The organism is Streptomyces sp. TRM68416 (assembly GCF_014596915.1).
Lineage (GTDB): Bacteria > Actinomycetota > Actinomycetes > Streptomycetales > Streptomycetaceae > Streptomyces.
Genome location: NZ_JACVWU010000005.1, coordinates 59,768 through 78,866 on the forward strand (window position 1 = coordinate 59,768; position 19,099 = coordinate 78,866).

Consider the following 19,099-nt stretch of genomic DNA (forward strand, 5'->3'; position numbering starts at 1 on the left):
CAGGCCTTCCCGCAGGCCCTCCCGAAATCAACCCTACGTCCGTAAAGGTCGTCATCCCCGGGTCATTCACATCATGGACACGGTTCTGAGATGGTCCGCCACCCTGACTTGTCATGATTTACACGCCCCCCGGCGCTTCCCTTGATGACGCTCCCCGCTCGTTGTGTGGTTCTCGGGCGCTTCCGGGCCCGGTGCCTGACACCGCGCCTGGCTGACACGGTGTCAGGTGGTCAGGAGTTCAGGTAGGTGAGGACCGCGAGAACCCGTCGGTGATCCCCGTCACTCGGGGAGAGCCCCAGCTTCAGGAAGATGTTGCTGACGTGCTTCTCGACGGCTCCGTCGCTCACCACGAGCTGCCGGGCGATCGCGGAGTTGGTCCGCCCCTCGGCCATCAGCCCCAGGACCTCGCGCTCCCGCGGGGTGAGTCCCGCGAGCACGTCCTGCTTCCGGCTGCGCCCGAGCAGCTGCGCGACCACCTCCGGATCGAGGGCCGTACCCCCCTGGGCCACCCGCACCACCGCGTCGACGAACTCACGCACCTCGGCTACCCGGTCCTTGAGCAGATAGCCGACCCCATGGCTGGAACCGGCCAGCAGTTCGGTGGCGTAGCGCTCCTCCACGTACTGTGACAACACGAGCACGCCGAGTCCCGGATGGGCCTTGCGCAACTGCACGGCGGCCCGGACCCCTTCGTCCGTGTGCGTCGGCGGCATGCGTACGTCGGCGACCACGACGTCCGGCAGTGTGCCCTGCCCGTCCAGCTCCGTGATCGTCTTGATCAGCGCCTCGCCGTCGCCGACACCGGCCACGACCTCGTGCCCGCGGTCGGTCAACAGCCGGGTCAGGCCCTCCCTGAGCAGCACTGAATCCTCGGCGATGACCACCCGCACCCTGTCCTCCACGACCTTCGGCCCCCGAGCCTGTTGCGTCCGGCCGGGCGTTCCCGGCCGCGTCCCACGGCTCCTCAGTATTCCGTGATCCGCGCCCGCGCACCGGGCCTGTGGACAACCCGGCCTGCTCTGTCCCGTCCTGGGGGTGGGGAGGGGCTGATTCCGGCGGGGGGTGGGGGCGCGTGAGGATGTGTCCGTCTTCGGGGTGGGGGTGGGGTTGGGGGTGGGGGCGGGGGTACGTGCGTCCGCCCCCGGGCTCCGGAGGCGGACGCCGTGATGCCGTGATGCCGTGACGCCGGGCGGTTACACGGCCCGCCAGGGAAGCTCGGCCGTGATGCGGGTCGGTCCGCCCACCGGCGAGTCCACCACCAGGATCCCGTCCACCGCGTCCAGCCGCTCCGTCAGACCCGCCAGGCCCGACCCGGCGGAGGCGTCCGCGCCGCCGACCCCGTTGTCCACGACCTGGAGCATCAGCCGGTTCTCCACCCGCCAGACGTCCACGGCCGCCCAGGTGGCCCGCGCGTGCTTGCTGATGTTCTGGAGCAGCTCCGACACCGTGAAGTACGCGATCCCCTCGATCGCCGGCACCGGCCGCTCGGCCAGGTCCACCTGGACCTCGACCGGCACCGTGCACCGCGAGGCCACCGCCGACAGCGCCGCGTCGAGACCGCGGTCGGTCAGCACGGCGGGATGGATGCCGCGGGCGAGGTCCCGCAGCTCCTGCAGCGCCGTCTTCACCTCACCGTGCGCCTCGTCCACCATGCGGGCCGCCGCCTGCGGGTCCTCCGCCAGCTTCTCCTTCGCCAGCCCCAGATCCATGGCCAGCGCCACCAGCCGGGCCTGCGCCCCGTCGTGCAGATCGCGCTCGATGCGCCGCAGGTCGGCCGCGGCCGTGTCGAACACGACCCCCCGGTCCGACTCCAGCTCCACCACCCGTGTCGCCAGCCGCGAGGGCCCGAGCAGCCCGTGCACCATCACCCGGTCCACCGTCGTCAGCGCCCGCACGATCCACGGCGTGGCCAGCGTGAACAGCAGCCCCACCAGCGCGGTCACGCCGATCTCGAACGGGTTGTCGAGATAGATGCGGTGCGTCTCGTCGCCGTAGAGCTGGATGCCGCCCTGGCCGCCGTACAGCGGGAAGAGCCAGAACCACAGCGGGTACGTCAGCAGCGTCCAGCCCATGGCCCAGAAGCTGATCGCCACGGCGAAGGAGAACACCGCCCACGGCAACTGCACCACCGCGTACAGCAGGGACCGCCACGAGGCGCCGCTCTTCAGTACGGCGCCCATCCAGGCCATGAAGCCCCGCTTGCGCATCCGCAGCGGCTCCGGGTCGGCGACCTCCAGGTCCAGCAGCCCCCGCGCGCGGACCCGCTCCAGCGCTCCGAAACCGCGGCAGCCGGCCAGCGCCGCCGCCAGCACCGGAACTCCGAGGAACGTCACCAGCAGGCCCGCCCCCAACGACACCATGGTGACCGCGTACGTGAAAAGCAGAATGCTGATCGGCAGGCTCAGCACGACGTAGATCAGCTCCCGCCAGTGCCGCGCCTCGAAGGGCGCCCGCAGCCCGGCGGGCAGCCGGTGCCGCCGCGTCCCCTCGTCGAGGAACCCGTAGCTCTCTCCGTACTCCGTGGCCATCGACGTCGTCCGTTTCTACTCGCGGTTTCTCATTTCACCTCCACACTCCTCCGCCGCAGGTCCGCGGGCCATGGAGTCCGTCGGCGTCTTGGACGGGGGGTTTTCCCCACCCCCCGCCCCCGGTCTCACCCCTGGTCCGGGCCGCGGTCGCGCCAGGGCAGCTCCGCCGTGACCGTCGTAGGGCCGCCCTGCGGTGAGTCGATGACGAACAGGCCGTCCACGGCACCCAGCCGGTCGGCGAGGCCGCGCATCCCCGTACCGCCGTCCAGCCGCGCGCCGCCGCGGCCGTCGTCCCACACCTGGATGAGCAGCCGGTCCTTCGACCGCCACACCTCCACCGACGCCGAACGGGCCGCACTGTGCTTGCTGATGTTCTGCAGCAGCTCCGAGACCGTGAAGTAGGCGATGCCCTCGATGGCCTGGGCCGGCCGCGCCGCCAGGTCGACCGTCACCTTCACCGGCACCGTGCAGCGCGAGGCGACCGAGGAGAGCGCGGCGTCCAGGCCGCGGTCGGTCAGCACGGCCGGATGGATGCCGCGGGCGAGATCCCGCAGCTCCTGCAGCGCGAGCTTCACCTCGCCGTGCGCCTCCTCGACCATCGAGGCCGCGTACTCCGGGTCCTCCAGCAGCTTCTCCTTGGCCAGACCCAGGCCCATGGCCAGGTTGACCAGCCGGGCCTGCGCGCCGTCGTGCAGATCGCGCTCGATGCGCCGCAGATCGGCCGCGGCCGTGTCGACCACGACCCCCCGGTCGGACTCCAGTTCGGCGATACGGCGTTCCAGCTCGTCGGAGGGCGACAGCAGCCCGCGCACCATCGCCCGGTCCGCGTTGGTCAGACCCCGCGCGATGAACGGCAGCACCGGCCACAGCACGAACAGCGAGGCCAGCGTGATCGTGAAGGTGAGCACACCCCACGGCAGCCGGATGAAGTCGTACAGCACCGTCCGCCACCCCACCGGGTCCTTCAGCATCAGCCACAGCTGCGCGAAGAAGCCGTTGCGGCTGCCGCGCAGCCGCAACGGACTCGGCTCGTCCACCTGCACCCCGAGCAGCGCACGCGCCCGCGCCCGCTCCAGCTTGCCCAGCTGCCTGGCCCCCAGCAGCCCCGCCGCCAGCAGCGGGAAACCGACCACCGTGACCGTCAGCCCCGCCCCGACGAACAGCACCGTCGCGACATAGACGAAGCCGAACAACGACACCGGCAGGTTCACCAGGAGATGCACGATCTCCTTCCAGGTGTGCCGGTCATAGGCGAAACGGGCCGGTGGGAGCCGGTCGCCGTCGGCCGCCGCGCGCATCTGCTCGGCGCGGCTCGGGGGCGAGAGACGTTCGGTCATATGGGCTAGCGTGCCGCCCGACCCGCGCTCGCGCCATGAGGCGGGCCGCCAGGAACTGCGGGGGAAAACCCCACCTCCGCATCTCAAGCCGTGACAGGCTGCTTACGCTCGCTTTAGCAGGGCCTAGACTCCCGTGCGTACAGATCGTCGAACGGCAGTGTTCACTGAGGTCAAAGAGGTCAGGGAGCGAGGGGCGGACCGTGCCGGAACCGACCGTCGTCGCGGCGGATTACTTCGAGTCCTACTCGGTCGTCGGACTGCTCGCCGTCGTCGGCGTGCTGTTCGTCGCCGTCGCCTTCGGAGCCGGGCGCCTGCTGCGTCCCGTGGTCCCCACACCCGAGAAACTCCTGACGTACGAGTGCGGAGTCGACCCCGTCGGCGAGGGCTGGGCCCACACCCAGGTCCGCTACTACGTCTACGCCTTCCTCTACGTCATCTTCGCCGTCGACTCGATCTTCCTGTTCCCCTGGGCGACGGTCTTCGCCGCCCCCGGCTACGGCGCCACCACACTCGTCGAGATGTTCATCTTCCTCGGCTTCCTGTCGGTCGGTCTGCTGTACGCGTACAAGAAGGGCGTCCTGGCATGGACGTGACGCCAGAAGTGAACCCGCCCGGGTCCCCGCCCGTGGTCCAGCCCGTCCTTCTTCCGGAGCCGAAGCGGCTGGGCGCGCTCGCCCGCCTCGCGCCCGAGCCCATGAAGGTGATCCTGAACTGGGGCCGCCGCTACTCGCTCTGGGTCTTCAACTTCGGCCTCGCCTGCTGCGCCATCGAGTTCATCGCCGCGTCGATGGCCCGCCACGACTTCATCCGCCTCGGCGTGATCCCCTTCGCGCCCGGCCCGCGCCAGGCCGACCTGATGGTCGTCTCCGGCACGGTCACCGACAAGATGGCGCCCGCCGTGAAGCGCCTCTACGAGCAGATGCCCGAGCCGAAGTACGTCATCTCCTTCGGCGCCTGCTCCAACTGCGGCGGCCCGTACTGGGACTCCTACTCCGTCACCAAGGGCGTCGACCAGATCATCCCCGTCGACGTGTACGTGCCGGGCTGCCCGCCGCGCCCCGAAGCGCTGCTCCAGGGGATCCTCAAGCTCCAGGAGAAGATCGCCCGCGAGTCGCTGGGGGAGCGGTACGGGACGACCCGCCCCTCGGCCGCCGCCCTCCAGAGCGGCCTGGTGAAGCCTCCGTCCGTCGAGTCCGAAGGGGGCGCCCGATGACCGCGGTCGGCTGGCTGCCCGCGCAGGCCGCGGAGCTCTTCGGTACGGACGCCACGGCCGAGGAGTCATACGAGGTCCTCACCGTCGACGTACCGCCGGCGTCCTGGATCGCGGCGCTGGAGACGGCACGCGACCGGCTGGGCTGCACCTACTTCGACTGGCTGAGCGCCGTCGACGAGCCCGGCACGGGCTTCCGCGTCGCCGCGCACGTGGTCGCGCTGGCCCCCGTACGCCGACTCCTCCTGCGGACCACGGTGCCGCACGAGGCGCCGGCACTGGCGTCCGCGGTCACGGTCTACGCGGGCGCCGCCTGGCACGAGCGCGAGACCCACGAGATGTTCGGCGTCACCTTCGAGGGCCACCCCGGCCTGGACCACCTCCTCCTCCCCGAGACCTTCGAGGGCCACCCCCTGCGCAAGGACTTCGTCCTGGCCGCCCGCGTCGCCAAGGCCTGGCCCGGCGCGAAGGAACCGGGCGAGTCCGAACACGGCGGCCCCAAGCGGCGCCAGATGCTGCCCCCGGGCGTCCCCGACCCCAACGACTGGGGCCCCATGAAGGGCCAGCTCCCACCCGCACCCACCCGGCCGGCCCGAGGGGCGGCCCGCGCGGCAGGGGACCGCCCGTCCCGCACCGCCGGCACCACGGCGGAACGCCCCGCACGCCGAGCCCGCTCAGCCTCCGAAGGCTCCGCCAGCCAGCAAGCGGCCGCGACACCGTCGGCGGAGGGTACGGCTCCGGCGACTCCGTCCGCCGCGCCCCGTCGGGCGCGCAGCGCGAGCGAGGGTTCAGCGAGTCAGCAGGCGTCTGCGGTGCCGTCGGCGGAGGGTACGGCTCCGGCGACTCCGTCCGCCGCGCCCCGTCGGGCGCGCAGCGCGAGCGAGGGTTCGGCGAGTCAGCAGGCGTCTGCGGTGCCGTCGGCGGAGGGTGCGGCCGGTTCCACTCGCGCCGCCGGTCCGCGTCGGGCGCGCAGCGCGAGCGAGGGTTCCGCTTCGCAGCGGACGGAGTCGTCGGCGCCGCAGGACCCGGCGCCGACGCCGCCCCGGCCCCCCAGAAGCTCCGACGCCCCTTGGCACCACGCCCGCCCGGCGTTCGACGAACCTGATTCCAAGGATTCGAAGGGCACGGAGGCCTCGAAGCACTCGCAGGACACGGACAGTTCGGAGGGTTCGGGCAGCGCGGACGACTCGCAGGGTTCGGGTAGCTCGGGGGGCTCGGGCAGCGCAGACGGTTCGCAGGGACCGGACGGCTCGGAGCGCTCGCAGGACCCGGAGGAGCCGCAGGCGCCGGCGCCGGAGTCAGAGGCGCCCGCAGAATCCGACGCACCCGCACCGGACAAGACCCCGGAAGCCAAGCCCGGACCCGACCCCGAACCTGCTCCCCGACCCACCTCCGAACCGACCTCCGAACCCACCTCCGAGTCACCCCCCGAACCCACCCCAGCCCCCGAGACGACCCCCGAGGACCCCGCAGGAGGCCCGCAGTGAACGACGTGCTCGACGTCACCCTGCGACTCCTCATCGTCTTCGTCGTCTTCCTCACCTTCCCTCTCCTCATCGGCCAGACCGAGCACAAGGTGATGGCCCACATGCAGGGCCGCCTCGGCCCCATGTACGCCGGCGGCTTCCACGGCTGGGCCCAGCTCGTCGCCGACGGCGTGAAGTTCGCGCAGAAGGAGGACGTCGTACCCGCGGGCGCGGATCGCCGTATCTTCCAACTCGCCCCCGCCGTCGCCCTCCTGCCGTACCTCCTGGTCCTCCTCGCCATCCCGATCGGCCCCGGCGAGGGAGCCGTCGGCCAGGTCATCGACGCGGGCGTCTTCTTCGTCCTGGCTGTCATGGGCGTCGGAGTCCTCGGCTCCCTCATGGCCGGCTGGGCCTCCGCCAACAAGTTCTCCCTCCTCGGCGGCCTGCGCACCGCCGCACAGCTCCTCGCCTACGAACTCCCGATGCTGCTCGCCGCAGCCTCGGTGGCGATGGCGGCCGGCACCGTCTCCCTGCCCGGCATCCTCGACGCGTTCGAGTGGTGGTGGCTGCCCTGGCAGATCGTCGGCGCGATCGTCTTCTTCGTCGCCGGACTGGCAGAACTCCAGCGAGCACCCTTCGACATGCCGATCGCCGACTCGGAGATCATCTTCGGCGCGTACACCGAGTACACCGGACTGCGCTTCGCCTTGTTCCTCCTCGCCGAGTACGCCGGAATCGTCATCCTGTGCGGCCTGACCGCCGTCCTCTTCCTGGGCGGCTGGCACGGTCCCTGGGGCGCCGACGGCCTCGGCTGGGTCTGGACCCTGCTGAAGACGGCCGTCCTCGCCTTCCTCGTGATCTGGCTGCGCGTCAGCTATCCCCGCCTGCGCGAGGACCAGCTCCAGAAGCTCGCCTGGACCCTCCTCGTCCCCCTAGCCCTCGCCCAGATCGCCCTCACCGGCGTCGTCAAGGTGGTGATCAACTAACCATGGCCCCCCTCCCTGGCAGCGGCCTCGCCAAGGGCCTGGCCGTCACCCTCCGCACGATGACGCGCAAGTCGGTCACCGAGCAGTACCCGGACGTCCAGCCCGACCTCCCGCCCCGCACCCGTGGCGTGATCGGCCTGTTCGAGGAGAACTGCACGGTCTGCATGCTCTGCGCCCGTGAGTGCCCGGACTGGTGCATCTACATCGACTCCCACAAGGAGACGGTGCCGGCGGCGACCCCCGGCGGCCGCGAGCGCAGCCGCAACGTTCTCGACCGCTTCGCCATCGACTTCTCCCTGTGCATGTACTGCGGTATCTGCATCGAGGTCTGTCCTTTCGACGCCCTGTTCTGGTCGCCGGAGTTCGAGTACGCCGAGACCGACATCCGCGACCTCACCCACGAGCGCGACAAGCTGCGCGAGTGGATGTGGACCGTCCCGGCCCCGCCGGCGCTCGACCCTGGCGCGGAGGAGCCGAAGGAGCTGGCCGCGGCCCGCAAGACCGCCGAGAAGCTCGCCGCCGCGCAGGCCGAACCGAGGGAGGGAGAGTCGTGAGCCCCGCCGCCACCGCACTGACCACGACCGCCGCCGAGACGCAGGGCTTCCTCTCCCCGACCGGCGTCGAGATCGCCTTCCTCCTCGTCGGCCTGGTCACCTTCGGCGCGGCCCTGATCACCGTCACCACCCGGCAGCTGGTGCACGCCGCCCTGTGGCTGGTGGTGGCCCTCGGCGGCATCGCCGTCGAGTACCTCCTGCTCACCGCCGAGTTCATCGCCTGGGTACAGGTACTGATCTATGTGGGCTCCGTGGTCGTCCTCCTTCTCTTCGGTCTGATGCTCACGCGGGCCCCCATCGGCCGCTCCCCGGACGCCGACTCCGGGAACCGCTGGATCGCCCTCGCGGTGGCCGTCGCCGCGGCCGGGGCCCTGATCTGGGTCGTCGTCGACGCCTTCCGCACGACCTGGATCGACCTCGACGGCACCCCGGCCGGCTCCACCGCGGTCACCGGTGAGGCCCTCTTCCAGAACTGGGTCCTCCCCTTCGAGGCCCTCTCCGTCCTCCTCCTCGCCGCCCTGGTCGGCGCGATCGTCCTGTCCCGCAAGGCGAAGGCGGAGTCGAGCTCTCCCCCCATGAACGCCCGGCATGTCGCCAAGAGTTCCCGTCCGGTTACAGAGAGTTCTGATCGGGAGGGTGGCCGCTGATGCACCTCGCCTATCCCGCCGTCCTCTCGGCCCTCCTGTTCTGCACGGGCCTGTACGGCGTCCTCGCCCGCCGCAACGCGATCCTGGTCCTGATGTCGGTCGAGCTGATGCTCAACGCCGTCAACCTCAACCTGGTCGCCTTCGACGTCTGGCTCAGCCGGACCGCCGAGGAGACCCTGCACTCCGGCCAGGCGCTGACCCTGTTCACCATCGCCATCGCCGCCGCCGAGATCGGCATCGGCCTGGCGATCGTCCTCGCCGTCCACCGCAACCGCGGCACCGCGGACATCGACAAGCTCCGCGACACCGCCGAGGGCCACGAACCCCCCGAGGACCAGGAGTCCGACACCCCCGCGACCGAGACAGGCGCCGAGAAGGCTGAGGCCACCGCGTGACCACGACCACCCTCGCCGTCCTCGTCCCCCTCCTGCCGTTCCTCGGCGCAGCCGCGGGCCTGCTGCTGGGCCGCACCGCCCCCGGCTTCGTCCGCCCGCTCGCCGTCCTGCCGACGCTCACCTCCCTCGTGCTCGCGGTGCTGGTCGCCGTGGACCAGGGCGGCGACCGCGCCGTGACCGCCACCACCGAGCTCACGCCCACCGGCTCGGTCCCCATCGAACTCGCCCTGCACATCGACGGCTTCGCCGCGCTCGTCGCCGTCCTGGTCGGCCTCGTCGCCACCTGCGTGCAGATCTACTCGACCGGTTACTTGCGCGACGACCCGCGCTACCCCTCGTACGCCGCGCTCGTCTCCCTGTTCACCTCCGCGATGCTGCTCGTCGTCTACTCCGGCGACCTGATGGTGCTGCTGGTCGGCTGGGAGATCATGGGCATCTGCTCGTACTTCCTGGTCGGCCACTACTGGGAGACCCCGGAGGCCCGCGCCGCCTCCCTCAAGGCCTTCCTGGTGACCAAGCTCGGTGACGTCCCCTTCCTGATCGGCCTGTTCGCGCTGGCCACCGACGCCGGCTCGTTCCGCATCACGAAGATCCTCGGCGCCGTCGCCAGTGGCGGCCTGGACCACCCGACGCTCGTCGCGCTGCTGCTCCTCGCGGGTGTGGCCGGCAAGTCGGCGCAGTTCCCGCTGCACACCTGGCTCCCCGACGCGATGGCGGGCCCCACGCCCGTCTCCGCGCTGATCCACGCCGCGACGATGGTCGCCGCCGGTGTCTACTTCGTCGCCCGTCTTCTTCCGGTCTTCGAGGCCTCCCAGGCCGCGATGGCGGTCCTGGCCGTGATGGCCGCCGTGACGATGGTCGGCTCGGCGCTCGCCGCGCTCGCCCAGGACGACATCAAACGCGTCCTCGCCTACTCGACGATCGGCCAGCTCGGCTACATGACCGGCGCCCTCGCCGTCGCCGACCGCGGAGCCGCCGTCTTCCACCTCCTGTCCCACGGCGCCTTCAAGGCGCTGCTGTTCCTCGCGGCCGGCGTGATCATTCACGCCGCCGGCACCAACTCGCTGGCCGCCATGTCCCGCATGCGCCAGCTGCGCAACCGCGTCCCGGACGCCTACTGGACGATGACCGTGGCGCTCCTCGCGCTCGCCGCGATCCCGCCGTTCAGCGGCTTCTTCTCCAAGGAGTCCGTCCTCGGCGCCGCCGAGCACGTCGCCACCGGCCACACCGAGCACGCCCCCGGCGCCGCGGGCTGGATCGTCCTCGTCGCCGCCCTGCTCACGGCCCTGCTCACCGCCGCCTACGCGATGCGCCTGTGGCTGCTTGCCTTCCGGGGCCAGGGCACCGAAGCCCCGGACCACGGCCGACAGCCCCTCACCATGACCGTCGTGCTGTGGGTGCTGGCCGTGCCGTCCCTCGCCTTCGGCGCCTTCGCCTACGGGACGCTGCCCGACTGGTTCGACGGACGCGACCTCGCCCCCACGCTCACCACCTCCGTCCTCGGCACCGGCGTGGCCCTGGTCGGCGGCATCGTCACCTACGCGGCCTGGCGCCACACCACCGCACTCGCCGCCCGCGTCCCCCTCGGCGCGGTCGCGGCCCACCGCGAGGGCGACGCCGGACTGGTCGAGGCCGAGGCCATCGCCGCCCACGCACCGGCCTACGGAGGCGTGGCCTCGGCACCCGACCCGGCGGACCCGGGCCGTCTTCTGCTCGGCCCGCTGCACCGCCACGCGGCCGTCGGCTTCCACCTGGACTCCGTGTACGCGGCCCTCTTCGTCCGCCCGGTCCAGGCCGGAGCGAGCCTCGTTCGGTTCCTCGACCGCGAGGTCGTCGACACCTACGTACGCGCCGCGGGCGCCCTACCCCGCTGGCTCGGCATCGCCGTACGGCGCGCCCAGACCGGCAATGTGCAGACCTATGTGAGCGCGCTGCTCGCCGGCACCGTCGTCCTCGCGGTCGCCGTCGTCCTCGTCGCCACGGGAGCGTGAGCAGGCGTGATCGATATCAACGAGTCCGTGATGCAGTTCCTTCTGGCGTTCGTCGTCGTCGGCCCGCTCCTCGGTGCCGCCGCCGCTCTGCTGCCTGCTCCACCGGGGCTGAAGGGGAAGTCCCCCGAACAGGCCGTGCTCCGCCACGGCGTGACCGTCACCGGCGCGATCCTGCTCGCCGCGATCGTCCTCACGCTCGGCTTCGACCACGACCAGCCGTCGAAGATGCAGGCCACGACGGACATCAGCTGGATCCCCGCACTCGACGTACGCATCCACCTCGGCATCGACGGCATCTCCCTCCCCCTTCTGGTCCTGACCGCGCTGCTGACCTTCCTCTGCGCGCTCTACAGCTACTTCAAGATGCCCGCGGGCCCGACCCCGAAGGCCTTCGTCGCACTGCTGCTCGTCCTGGAGTCCGGCACCCTCGCCACCTTCGCCGTCCTCGACCTGCTGCTGTTCTTCCTCGCCTTCGAGATGGTCCTGATCCCGATGTACTTCCTCATCGCCCGCTGGGGCGGCGAAGGGCGGACCCAGGCCGCCTGGAAGTTCATCCTCTACACGCTGCTCGGTTCGGTCGTCATGCTGCTCGGCCTGCTCCTGATCGGAATCAAGGCGGGCACATTCGACATGGTGGCACTCGCCACTGACAACGGCCGGTCGCTGACCGCATCCGTGCAGGTCATCGCCGTTCTGGCGATCGGACTCGGGCTCGCGGTCAAGACCCCGATGTGGCCGCTGCACAGCTGGCTGCCCGACGCCCACACCGCCGCTCCGACGGTCGGCTCGGTCCTGCTGGCCGGCGTACTGCTGAAGATGGGTACGTACGGGTTCGTCCGGATTCTGCTGCCGATCGCGCCCGACGGCTTCGCGGACTTCGCCCCCTACCTCGCCGCCTTCGCGGTCGTCGGCATCATCTACGGATCCCTGGCCTGCCTCGCCCTCGCCAAACAGGGCGCGAAGGGCGACCTCAAGCGCCTCATCGCCTACTCCTCCGTCGGCCACATGGGCTTCGTGCTGCTCGGCATCGCGACCATGACCCCGACCGGCGTCAACGGCGCCCTGTTCGCCAACATCGCCCACGGCCTCATCACCGGCCTGCTCTTCTTCCTGGTCGGAGCGTTGAAGGACCGCACCGGCAGCACCGACCTCGACACCCTCGCCAAGGAGACCGGAGCGGCCCTGTACGGCAAGGCCCCGCGCCTCGGCGGCCTGCTCGCCTTCGCCGCGGTCGCCTCCCTGGGACTGCCGGGCCTCGCCGGATTCTGGGGCGAGATGCTGGCCCTGTTCGGTGCGTTCGAACCGGCCCCCGGCCTCAGCCGCCCTGCCTTTCTCACCTTCATGACGATCGGCGCGTTCGGCACCCTCCTCACGGCCGCCTACCTGCTGATCGTGGTCCGCCGGGTCTGCATGGGCGCCGTACCGCAGGAAGCTCCGAAACTCGCCGACGTGCACGGTTACGAGTTCGCGGCCTGGACCCCGCTCGTCGCCCTCACCGTCGTAGCCGGCCTGTGGCCCAAGACCCTCCTCGGCCTGACCGACCCGGCCGTGCAGCAGCTCCTCGCAGGAGGCACCCGATGAGCTCCCTGGCCCAGCCACTGGCCGTGAACCTCGTCCAGTCGGTCGACTGGCTCGCCATCGCGCCGCCCACCATCGCCGCGGTCGTCGCACTCGCCGTCCTCGTCGCCGACCTATTCGTCGCCGAGCACCGCAAGCCCCTGCTCGGCTGGGCGTCGGTCGCGGGCCTCGCCGCCGCGACGCTGATGCTGCTGCCCCTCCTGGACGGCGACCGCGCCACGTTCTGCCTGAACAGCGCCCCCGACGTGTGCAGCTACACGGCCGACCGCTTCACCCTCGTCCTGCAGCTCCTGGTCCTCGGCGGCGCCCTCCTCGCCGCCCTGCTGTCTGTCACCGCCCTGAAGGACGCCGACAAGCGACTCCCCGAAGGGGAGTTCTGGTTCCTGCTGCTCTCCTCCGCCGCGGGCGCAGCCCTCCTGCCCGCCTCCCGCGACCTCGCCACACTGATCGTCGCCCTGGAGGTCGCCTCCCTGCCGGCCTTCGCCCTCGTCGGCCTGCGCCACGGCGACCGCAAGTCCTCCGAAGCCGCCCTGAAGTTCTTCCTGTCCTCGGTCACCGCCACCGCGGTCACCCTCATGGGCGTCAGTTTCGTCTACGCCTCCACCGGCACCCTCCACCTCACCCGGATCGCCGACCGGATCCAGAACGTCGACGGCCAGCTCCACACCCTCGCCCAGACCGGCGTCGTCCTCACCCTCATCGGCTTCGCCTTCAAGACCGCCGCCGTCCCGTTCCATTTCTGGGTCCCGGACACCTACGTAGGAGCGCCCCTTCCGGTCGCCGCCTATCTGTCGGTCGTCGGCAAGGCGGTCGGCTTCTCCGGCCTGATCCTCGTCACGGTCGTCGCCCTGCCGTCGTACGCCGACGTCTGGGGCCCGGCACTCGCCGCGCTGGCCGCCCTCACCATGACCGTCGGCAACGTGGGCGCCCTGCGCCAACAGGCCACGCGCGCGTACAGCGCGGTACGGCTGCTCGCCTGGTCGTCCGTCGGACAGGCCGGCTACCTCCTCGTACCGATCGCCGCCGCCGCGTACTCCGAAGACCCCGAGGGCTCCATCGGTTCCACGGTCGCCTACGCCCTCATGTACGCCGCCGTGAACCTGGGCGCCTTCGCGGTGGCCGCCCTGGTGGGCCGTACGAAGTCCCTCAACCGCCTCTCCGACTACCGGGGCCTGTACGCGAAGAACCCCCTCTCCGCCCTCCTCCTGGCGTTCTTCCTGCTGTGTCTGGCCGGACTGCCCCCGGGCATCATCGGCCTCTTCGCGAAGGTCACGGTCTTCTCCGCGGCCGTCGACGCGGGCCTGGGCTGGCTGGCCGTGGTCATGGCCGTCAACGTCGTGATCGCCCTGTTCTACTACCTGCAGTGGACGGCCCTGCTGTTCCGCGCCCCCGAGGGCGAACCCGAGCGGCACCTCGTCCCGGCCCCCGTCACGACGGCCATCGGCCTGACCGCCGTCCTGGGCATCGCCCTCTCCGGAGCGCCCCAGCTGATCCTGCGTTTCACGGACACCGCGCTCTTCTGAGGCCATCACCCGTACGGCCGACGTGCATGGCCGTGTGCCCAAGGGAACCCGAGACCTTCGCCTGGCGTTGACCAGTAAGGGAGGGTCCACTGGACGTGACACCACGGCACCAGTGACATCGGAGATCGACAAGCAAAGGGTTCCCCTGCCGCACCACTTGGAGGGCGTACCGTGCACCGCCGGCACAACGGGCTCAGGACCGCAGTACTCCTCGGGGGGCTGTCCGCACTCATCATCGTCATCGGCAGCTTCTTCGGCCGCATGGGGCTCGTCGTCGCTGTCGTCATCGCCCTGGGGACCAACGCCTACGCGTACTGGAACAGCGACAAACTGGCGCTACGCGCGATGCGTGCCCGCCCGGTGAGCGAGTTCGAGGCCCCGGCGCTGTACCGCATGGTCCGAGAGCTCTCCACCCAGGCCCGCCAGCCCATGCCGCGTCTGTACATCTCCCCGACGGAGGCGCCGAACGCCTTCGCGACGGGACGCAATCCGCGCAACGCCGCCGTGTGCTGCACGGAGGGCATCCTGCACCTCCTCGACGAGCGTGAACTGCGCGGCGTCATCGGCCACGAACTGAGCCACGTCTACAACCGCGACATCCTGATCTCCTCGGTCGCCGGCGCCCTCGCCTCCGTGATCATGTTCCTGGTCAACTTCGCCTGGCTGATCCCGATCGGCCGCTCCGACGACGACGACGGCCCCGGCCTGTTCGGCATGCTGCTGATCATGATCCTCGGCCCGCTCGCCGCCACCCTCATCCAACTGGCCATCAGCCGCTCCAGGGAGTACGAGGCCGACGCGTCCGGCGCCCAGCTCACCGGCGACCCGCTCGCCCTCGCCAGTGCCCTGCGCAAGCTCGAAAGGGGCACCAAGCAGCTCCCGCTGCCCCCGGAACCACGGATCGAGACCGCGAGCCACATGATGATCGCGAACCCCTTCCGCCCGGGGCAGGGACTGGCGAAGATGTTCTCGACACACCCGCCGATGCCCGAGCGCATCGCCCGGCTCGAAAAGATGGCAGGTCGCCACCAGTGAAGACAATCCTGAACGTCATCTGGCTCGTTCTGAGCGGCTTCTGGCTGTTCCTCGCCTACCTGCTCGCGGGCGTGCTGCTGTGCATCACGATCATCGGCATTCCCTTCGGCATCGCCGCGTTCCGTATCGGCGTCTACGCCCTGTGGCCCTTCGGGTACACCACGGTCGAGCGCCGCGACGCGGGCGCGCCGTCCTGTATCGGCAACGTGCTGTGGCTGATCCTCGCGGGCTGGTGGCTGGCCATCGGCCACATCGTCACCGGCGTCCTCCTCTGCCTCACGATCATCGGCATCCCGCTCGGCATCGCCAACTTCAAGCTGATCCCGGTGTCGTTGCTGCCGCTGGGCCGCGAGATCGTACGGACGGACCAGCCCTTCTCATCGCGCTGGTAGCCGGGTTTTTCCACAGGCCGGGGGTTGTCCACAGGCCCGCCCGATTGTCAGTGCCGGGTTGCATCATGAACGCATGACCGAGAACGAGCAGTTGCTGACACAGGTGGCGGTCAAGGCACGCAACACCCGCCCCTGGGGCTGGACTTCCCTCCCCGATCCGGTGGACGCGACCGTCCCGGCCCGGGCCGAGGCCGCCCTCGGCTTCCCCCTGCCTCCGCTGCTCACCGAGCTCTACCTGCGGATAGGGGACGGCGGATTCGGCCCGGAGTACGGCCTGTTGCCCCTCCTCGACAGCCCTCCCTCCGGCGAGCCCGCCGCCGTCGTGCAGTACCTCGCCAACCGCGAGAGCGGCCGCAAGGACCCCGACTGGCCCTGGCCCGAGGGAGTCCTGCCGATATCCCACTGGGGCTGCGCGATGTACGCCTGCGTGGACTGCCGCGCCCCCGGGGCTCCCGTCCTGCTCTTCGAACCGAACGCCGACGACAGCGACCACGCCTGGTACACGGACGCCCCCAGCCTGGAGACCTGGCTGCGCACCTGGCTCGACGGCACGGGCTGGTACGAGGAGACGAACGAGGGGGTGGACCTGCCCCCGTGGCCCGCCTTCCGCATACGCACGACAACGCCGGCCGGAACCTCACCGGATGCCGTGGAGACGACGGCCTGACCGGGCCGCGCCTGCCGTTTCGCTACTGATACTGAGCTGCGCCGGTACGCGAACGCCACCGCCTTACCGCTACCGCCCGACCCACACCCGCACCCGCCACCGCACCGCTACAGACGACCGGCCCTCACTCGCCGTCACACCGCTACCGATGACCGGCCCGTACCCACCGCCGCACGCCGTACGCGACAACCCCGACCACCAACACACTCGCGCCCACAACCACCGAGACCGCCGGCAGCGCGAACGCCAGCACCACGCACCCGAGGAGTCCCACGGCAGGTACCACGCGCGCCGCCGGAGTCGAATCGAGCGTCCACGCAGAGGCGTTGGCCACGGCGTAGTACGCCAGCACACCGAAGGAGGAGAACCCGATCGCGCTCCGGACGTCCACCGTGGCCGCCAGGACCGCGACCACCGCGCCTACGGCGAGCTCCGCGCGGTGCGGCACCTGGAAACGCGGGTGCACGGCCGCCAGGGCGCCGGGCAGGTGACGGTCCCTGGCCATGGCGAGCGTCGTGCGCGAGACGCCCAGGATCAGGGCGAGCAGCGAGCCCAACGCGGCCACGGCGGCACCGACCCGCACCACCGGGGCCAGCTCGGACACACCGGCCGCACGCACGGCGTCGGCCAGCGGTGCGTCCGCCTCCCCGAGAGCGTCTGCACCCAGCACGGAAAGGACGGCCACCGCGACACACACGTACACCGCCAGCGCGATTCCCAGGGCCAGCGGGATGGCGCGGGGGATGGTGCGCGCCGGATCCCGCACCTCCTCACCGAGGGTCGCGATGCGCGCGTACCCCGCGAACGCGAAGAACAGCAGGCCGGCCGCCTGCAGCACCCCTCCGAAGCCCCCGGAGGTCCCGATGTCCAGCCGCCCGGCGTCGGCCTTCCCGGATCCCAGGCACACGACGACCACGGAAGCGAGGACCGCCAGCACCACCGCCACGATCGCCCGCGTCAGCCAGGCGGACTTCTGGACGCCGCCGTAGTTCACCGCGGTCAGCGCCACCACGGCCGCGACCGCCACCATGTGCGCCTGATCCGGCCAGACGTACGCGCCCACGGTGAGCGCCATCGCCGCACAGGAGGCCGTCTTCCCGACCACGAACGCCCAGCCCGCGAGATATCCCCAGAACTCCCCGAGCCGCTCCCGCCCGTACACGTATGTGCCGCCGGAGGCCGGGTACAGCGCGGCCAGCCGTGCCGACGAGGTGGCGTTGCAGTAGGCCACCACGGCGGCGAGAGCCAGCCCGAGCAACAGCCCGGTGCCGGCCGCGTGTGCCGCGGGCGCCAGCGCGGCGAAGATACCGGCCCCGACCATCGAGCCGAGCCCGATGACAACGGCGTCGCCGACGCCGAGGGTGCGCCGCAGCTCAGGACCGGAATGTGTCATGGGCCGCACCCTACTGATCGCTGCAACCGGGAAGTGCAGCGGCGACGTCTTCGTCACCAACAGACAGCGAACGCGAGCAGCGCACGCAAGTCACGGGCCAGAACGAGCGGCAGCCGCACAGCGGAGGCGCGCATCGAGCGTCGTACGAGGCGCATGAGGTGTACGAGGCGCACGAGTACAGCGTGTTCGGAAGGGCAGGTTCACGGCATGGGCATCATCAGCTGGATCATCCTGGGGCTGTTGGCCGGAGCCATCGCCAAGTTCCTGCTGCCGGGCCGCGACCCGGGCGGCTTCATCGGCACGACCGCCATCGGCATCACGGGCGCGTTCCTCGGCGGCTGGATATCGGCCCGCTGGCTGGACCACCCCATCAGCAAGGACTTCTACGACGGCGCCACCTGGGCGGCCGCGATCGGCGGCTCGCTGGTCCTTCTGGTGGCCTACCGCATTCTGTTCGGCCACTCGCGCAACTGAGCACATTTCCCTGAACCGCAGCCAGCAGGCGAGAAGGGTGGGCACCCGCCAGGTGCCCACCCTTCCTCGTGCCGTGCCGTGCCGTGCCGTGCCGTGCCGTACCGTGCGGTGCCGCGCGGCGAGGGCTCAGCGGTAGTTCACGAACTGCAGCGCGAAGTCGAAGTCCTTGCCCTTCAGCAGGGCGATGACGGTCTGCAGGTCGTCACGGCTCTTGGAGCTGACCCGCAGCTCGTCGCCCTGCACCTGGGCCTTGACGCCCTTCGGGCCCTCGTCACGGATGATCTTCGCCACCTTCTTGGCGTTCTCCTGGGAGATGCCCTCCTCGATGGACGCGAAGATCTTGTACTCCTTGCCCGAGAGCTGGGGCTCGCCCGCGTCGAGCGCCTTCAGGGAGATCCCGCGCTTGATCAGCTTGGACTGGAAGACGTCGAGGACAGCCTTCACCCGGTCCTCGGAGTTCGCCTCCATCAGGATCTTGTCTCCGGACCACGAGATCGAGGCGCCCACGCCCTTGAAGTCGTAGCGCTGCGAGATCTCCTTGGCGGCCTGGTTGAGGGCGTTGTCGACCTCCTGCCGCTCGACCTTCGAGACGATGTCGAAACTGGAGTCGGCCATGTCCTGTGGCTCCTTGTATCGGGTGCGTGTGGGCTGCGAATCGGCGTACGCGGGGGTGAGCGCCGAGCCCGGCGTAGGTCCCGGGCCGCATCCGGGTAAGCCTAGCCATCCCCGGTCCTTCGGGCGGAGATCAATCGGGTGGCGAAGCACCCCTCCGCATCGGGTATTGTTTACGTCGTTGCCGGAGAGCGCAGCCGAAAGGCGGTTCGAAGCGCAGCAAAACCCGGCGGTGTGCCCGAGCGGCCAAAGGGAGCAGACTGTAAATCTGCCGGCTCAGCCTTCCCAGGTTCGAATCCTGGCGCCGCCAC

19 protein-coding genes and 1 tRNA gene are annotated in these 19,099 nt (G+C 70.6%); 15 read left to right on the forward strand and 5 right to left on the reverse strand.

Annotated elements, in window-relative coordinates:
* Positions 1 to 230 precede the first annotated feature (230 nt).
* The 3 genes from ICC28_RS10015 to ICC28_RS10025 form a co-directional block, all read right to left on the reverse strand.
* Complete coding sequence (locus ICC28_RS10015) at positions 231 to 890, reverse strand: response regulator transcription factor (protein WP_282703368.1); 660 nt, start codon at positions 888 to 890, stop codon at positions 231 to 233.
* A gap of 303 nt (positions 891 to 1,193) precedes the next feature.
* Entirely contained in the window at positions 1,194 to 2,528 is a 1,335-nt protein-coding gene (locus ICC28_RS10020) for a sensor histidine kinase (protein ID WP_188288127.1), read from the reverse strand.
* A gap of 125 nt (positions 2,529 to 2,653) precedes the next feature.
* A complete protein-coding gene (locus ICC28_RS10025; protein WP_188288128.1) occupies positions 2,654 to 3,865 on the reverse strand; it encodes a sensor histidine kinase in 1,212 nt (403 codons plus the stop codon).
* Positions 3,866 to 4,065: 200 nt separating this feature from the next.
* Between ICC28_RS10025 and ICC28_RS10030 the strand changes: the two genes are divergently transcribed.
* The 13 genes from ICC28_RS10030 to ICC28_RS10090 all read left to right on the forward strand — a co-directional run bounded on the left by ICC28_RS10030 (position 4,066) and on the right by ICC28_RS10090 (position 16,309).
* Entirely contained in the window at positions 4,066 to 4,458 is a 393-nt protein-coding gene (locus ICC28_RS10030) for an NADH-quinone oxidoreductase subunit A (protein ID WP_188288129.1), read from the forward strand.
* A complete protein-coding gene (locus ICC28_RS10035) occupies positions 4,449 to 5,078 on the forward strand; it encodes an NADH-quinone oxidoreductase subunit B (RefSeq protein ID WP_188288130.1) in 630 nt (209 codons plus the stop codon). The genes ICC28_RS10030 and ICC28_RS10035 overlap by 10 nt, the downstream gene beginning before the upstream one ends.
* Complete coding sequence (locus ICC28_RS10040) at positions 5,075 to 6,562, forward strand: NADH-quinone oxidoreductase subunit C (RefSeq protein WP_188288131.1); 1,488 nt, start codon at positions 5,075 to 5,077, stop codon at positions 6,560 to 6,562. Before ICC28_RS10035 ends, ICC28_RS10040 begins: the two co-directional genes overlap by 4 nt.
* Positions 6,559 to 7,527 carry a complex I subunit 1/NuoH family protein gene (locus tag ICC28_RS10045; RefSeq protein WP_188288132.1) on the forward strand — a complete coding sequence of 323 codons (969 nt, stop codon included), beginning with the start codon at positions 6,559 to 6,561 and terminating at the stop codon, positions 7,525 to 7,527. Before ICC28_RS10040 ends, ICC28_RS10045 begins: the two co-directional genes overlap by 4 nt.
* Before the next feature lie 2 nt (positions 7,528 to 7,529).
* On the forward strand, positions 7,530 to 8,081 hold the full coding sequence (locus ICC28_RS10050) for a NuoI/complex I 23 kDa subunit family protein (protein ID WP_188288133.1): 552 nt from the start codon (positions 7,530 to 7,532) through the stop codon (positions 8,079 to 8,081).
* Positions 8,078 to 8,728 carry an NADH-quinone oxidoreductase subunit J gene (locus ICC28_RS10055; protein ID WP_188288134.1) on the forward strand — a complete coding sequence of 217 codons (651 nt, stop codon included), beginning with the start codon at positions 8,078 to 8,080 and terminating at the stop codon, positions 8,726 to 8,728. Before ICC28_RS10050 ends, ICC28_RS10055 begins: the two co-directional genes overlap by 4 nt.
* Entirely contained in the window at positions 8,728 to 9,123 is a 396-nt protein-coding gene (nuoK, locus tag ICC28_RS10060) for an NADH-quinone oxidoreductase subunit NuoK (protein WP_188288135.1), read from the forward strand. Before ICC28_RS10055 ends, nuoK begins: the two co-directional genes overlap by 1 nt.
* The gene (locus tag ICC28_RS10065; RefSeq protein WP_188288136.1) at positions 9,120 to 11,114 is read left to right on the forward strand and encodes an NADH-quinone oxidoreductase subunit L; all 1,995 of its coding nucleotides are present in this window, start codon (positions 9,120 to 9,122) and stop codon (positions 11,112 to 11,114) included. The genes nuoK and ICC28_RS10065 overlap by 4 nt, the downstream gene beginning before the upstream one ends.
* A 6-nt stretch (positions 11,115 to 11,120) precedes the next feature.
* Positions 11,121 to 12,695 (forward strand): NuoM family protein, encoded by a 1,575-nt coding sequence (locus tag ICC28_RS10070; RefSeq protein WP_188288137.1) that lies wholly within the window; start codon positions 11,121 to 11,123, stop codon positions 12,693 to 12,695.
* Positions 12,692 to 14,215 carry an NADH-quinone oxidoreductase subunit N gene (locus tag ICC28_RS10075; protein WP_188288138.1) on the forward strand — a complete coding sequence of 508 codons (1,524 nt, stop codon included), beginning with the start codon at positions 12,692 to 12,694 and terminating at the stop codon, positions 14,213 to 14,215. The genes ICC28_RS10070 and ICC28_RS10075 overlap by 4 nt, the downstream gene beginning before the upstream one ends.
* Positions 14,216 to 14,386: 171 nt before the next feature.
* Positions 14,387 to 15,250: a zinc metalloprotease HtpX gene (gene htpX / locus ICC28_RS10080; protein ID WP_188288139.1), complete on the forward strand. Its 864-nt coding sequence runs from the start codon at positions 14,387 to 14,389 to the stop codon at positions 15,248 to 15,250.
* Positions 15,247 to 15,642 carry a YccF domain-containing protein gene (locus ICC28_RS10085; RefSeq protein ID WP_188288140.1) on the forward strand — a complete coding sequence of 132 codons (396 nt, stop codon included), beginning with the start codon at positions 15,247 to 15,249 and terminating at the stop codon, positions 15,640 to 15,642. Before htpX ends, ICC28_RS10085 begins: the two co-directional genes overlap by 4 nt.
* 73 nt (positions 15,643 to 15,715) lie before the next feature.
* A complete protein-coding gene (locus ICC28_RS10090; protein WP_188288141.1) occupies positions 15,716 to 16,309 on the forward strand; it encodes an SMI1/KNR4 family protein in 594 nt (197 codons plus the stop codon).
* Positions 16,310 to 16,451: 142 nt separating this feature from the next.
* Here ICC28_RS10090 and ICC28_RS10095 read toward each other — a convergent pair whose 3' ends face one another.
* Positions 16,452 to 17,702 carry an APC family permease gene (locus ICC28_RS10095; RefSeq protein ID WP_188288142.1) on the reverse strand — a complete coding sequence of 417 codons (1,251 nt, stop codon included), beginning with the start codon at positions 17,700 to 17,702 and terminating at the stop codon, positions 16,452 to 16,454.
* A 207-nt stretch (positions 17,703 to 17,909) separates the two neighbouring features.
* On the opposite strand from ICC28_RS10095, the gene ICC28_RS10100 reads away from it, so the two are divergent.
* Complete coding sequence (locus ICC28_RS10100) at positions 17,910 to 18,176, forward strand: GlsB/YeaQ/YmgE family stress response membrane protein (protein WP_188288143.1); 267 nt, start codon at positions 17,910 to 17,912, stop codon at positions 18,174 to 18,176.
* A gap of 126 nt (positions 18,177 to 18,302) precedes the next feature.
* Here the strand turns inward: ICC28_RS10100 and ICC28_RS10105 are convergent, their stop codons facing one another.
* Complete coding sequence (locus ICC28_RS10105) at positions 18,303 to 18,791, reverse strand: YajQ family cyclic di-GMP-binding protein (RefSeq protein ID WP_039656297.1); 489 nt, start codon at positions 18,789 to 18,791, stop codon at positions 18,303 to 18,305.
* A gap of 225 nt (positions 18,792 to 19,016) precedes the next feature.
* On the opposite strand from ICC28_RS10105, the gene ICC28_RS10110 reads away from it, so the two are divergent.
* Positions 19,017 to 19,098 (forward strand) — tRNA-Tyr (locus ICC28_RS10110).
* The last annotated feature ends 1 nt before the right edge of the window (position 19,099 follow it).

Coding starts and splice junctions, on each gene's coding strand:
- ICC28_RS10050 (WP_188288133.1), top strand. CDS start 7,530: ATGGCCCCCCTCCCTGGCAGCGGCCTCGCCAAGGGCCTGGCCGTCACC.
- ICC28_RS10090 (WP_188288141.1), top strand. CDS start 15,716: ATGACCGAGAACGAGCAGTTGCTGACACAGGTGGCGGTCAAGGCACGC.
- ICC28_RS10020 (WP_188288127.1), bottom strand. CDS start 2,528: ATGGCCACGGAGTACGGAGAGAGCTACGGGTTCCTCGACGAGGGGACG.
- ICC28_RS10100 (WP_188288143.1), top strand. CDS start 17,910: ATGGGCATCATCAGCTGGATCATCCTGGGGCTGTTGGCCGGAGCCATC.
- ICC28_RS10105 (WP_039656297.1), bottom strand. CDS start 18,791: ATGGCCGACTCCAGTTTCGACATCGTCTCGAAGGTCGAGCGGCAGGAG.
- nuoK (WP_188288135.1), top strand. CDS start 8,728: ATGCACCTCGCCTATCCCGCCGTCCTCTCGGCCCTCCTGTTCTGCACG.
- ICC28_RS10075 (WP_188288138.1), top strand. CDS start 12,692: ATGAGCTCCCTGGCCCAGCCACTGGCCGTGAACCTCGTCCAGTCGGTC.
- ICC28_RS10035 (WP_188288130.1), top strand. CDS start 4,449: ATGGACGTGACGCCAGAAGTGAACCCGCCCGGGTCCCCGCCCGTGGTC.
- ICC28_RS10040 (WP_188288131.1), top strand. CDS start 5,075: ATGACCGCGGTCGGCTGGCTGCCCGCGCAGGCCGCGGAGCTCTTCGGT.
- ICC28_RS10025 (WP_188288128.1), bottom strand. CDS start 3,865: ATGACCGAACGTCTCTCGCCCCCGAGCCGCGCCGAGCAGATGCGCGCG.
- ICC28_RS10095 (WP_188288142.1), bottom strand. CDS start 17,702: ATGACACATTCCGGTCCTGAGCTGCGGCGCACCCTCGGCGTCGGCGAC.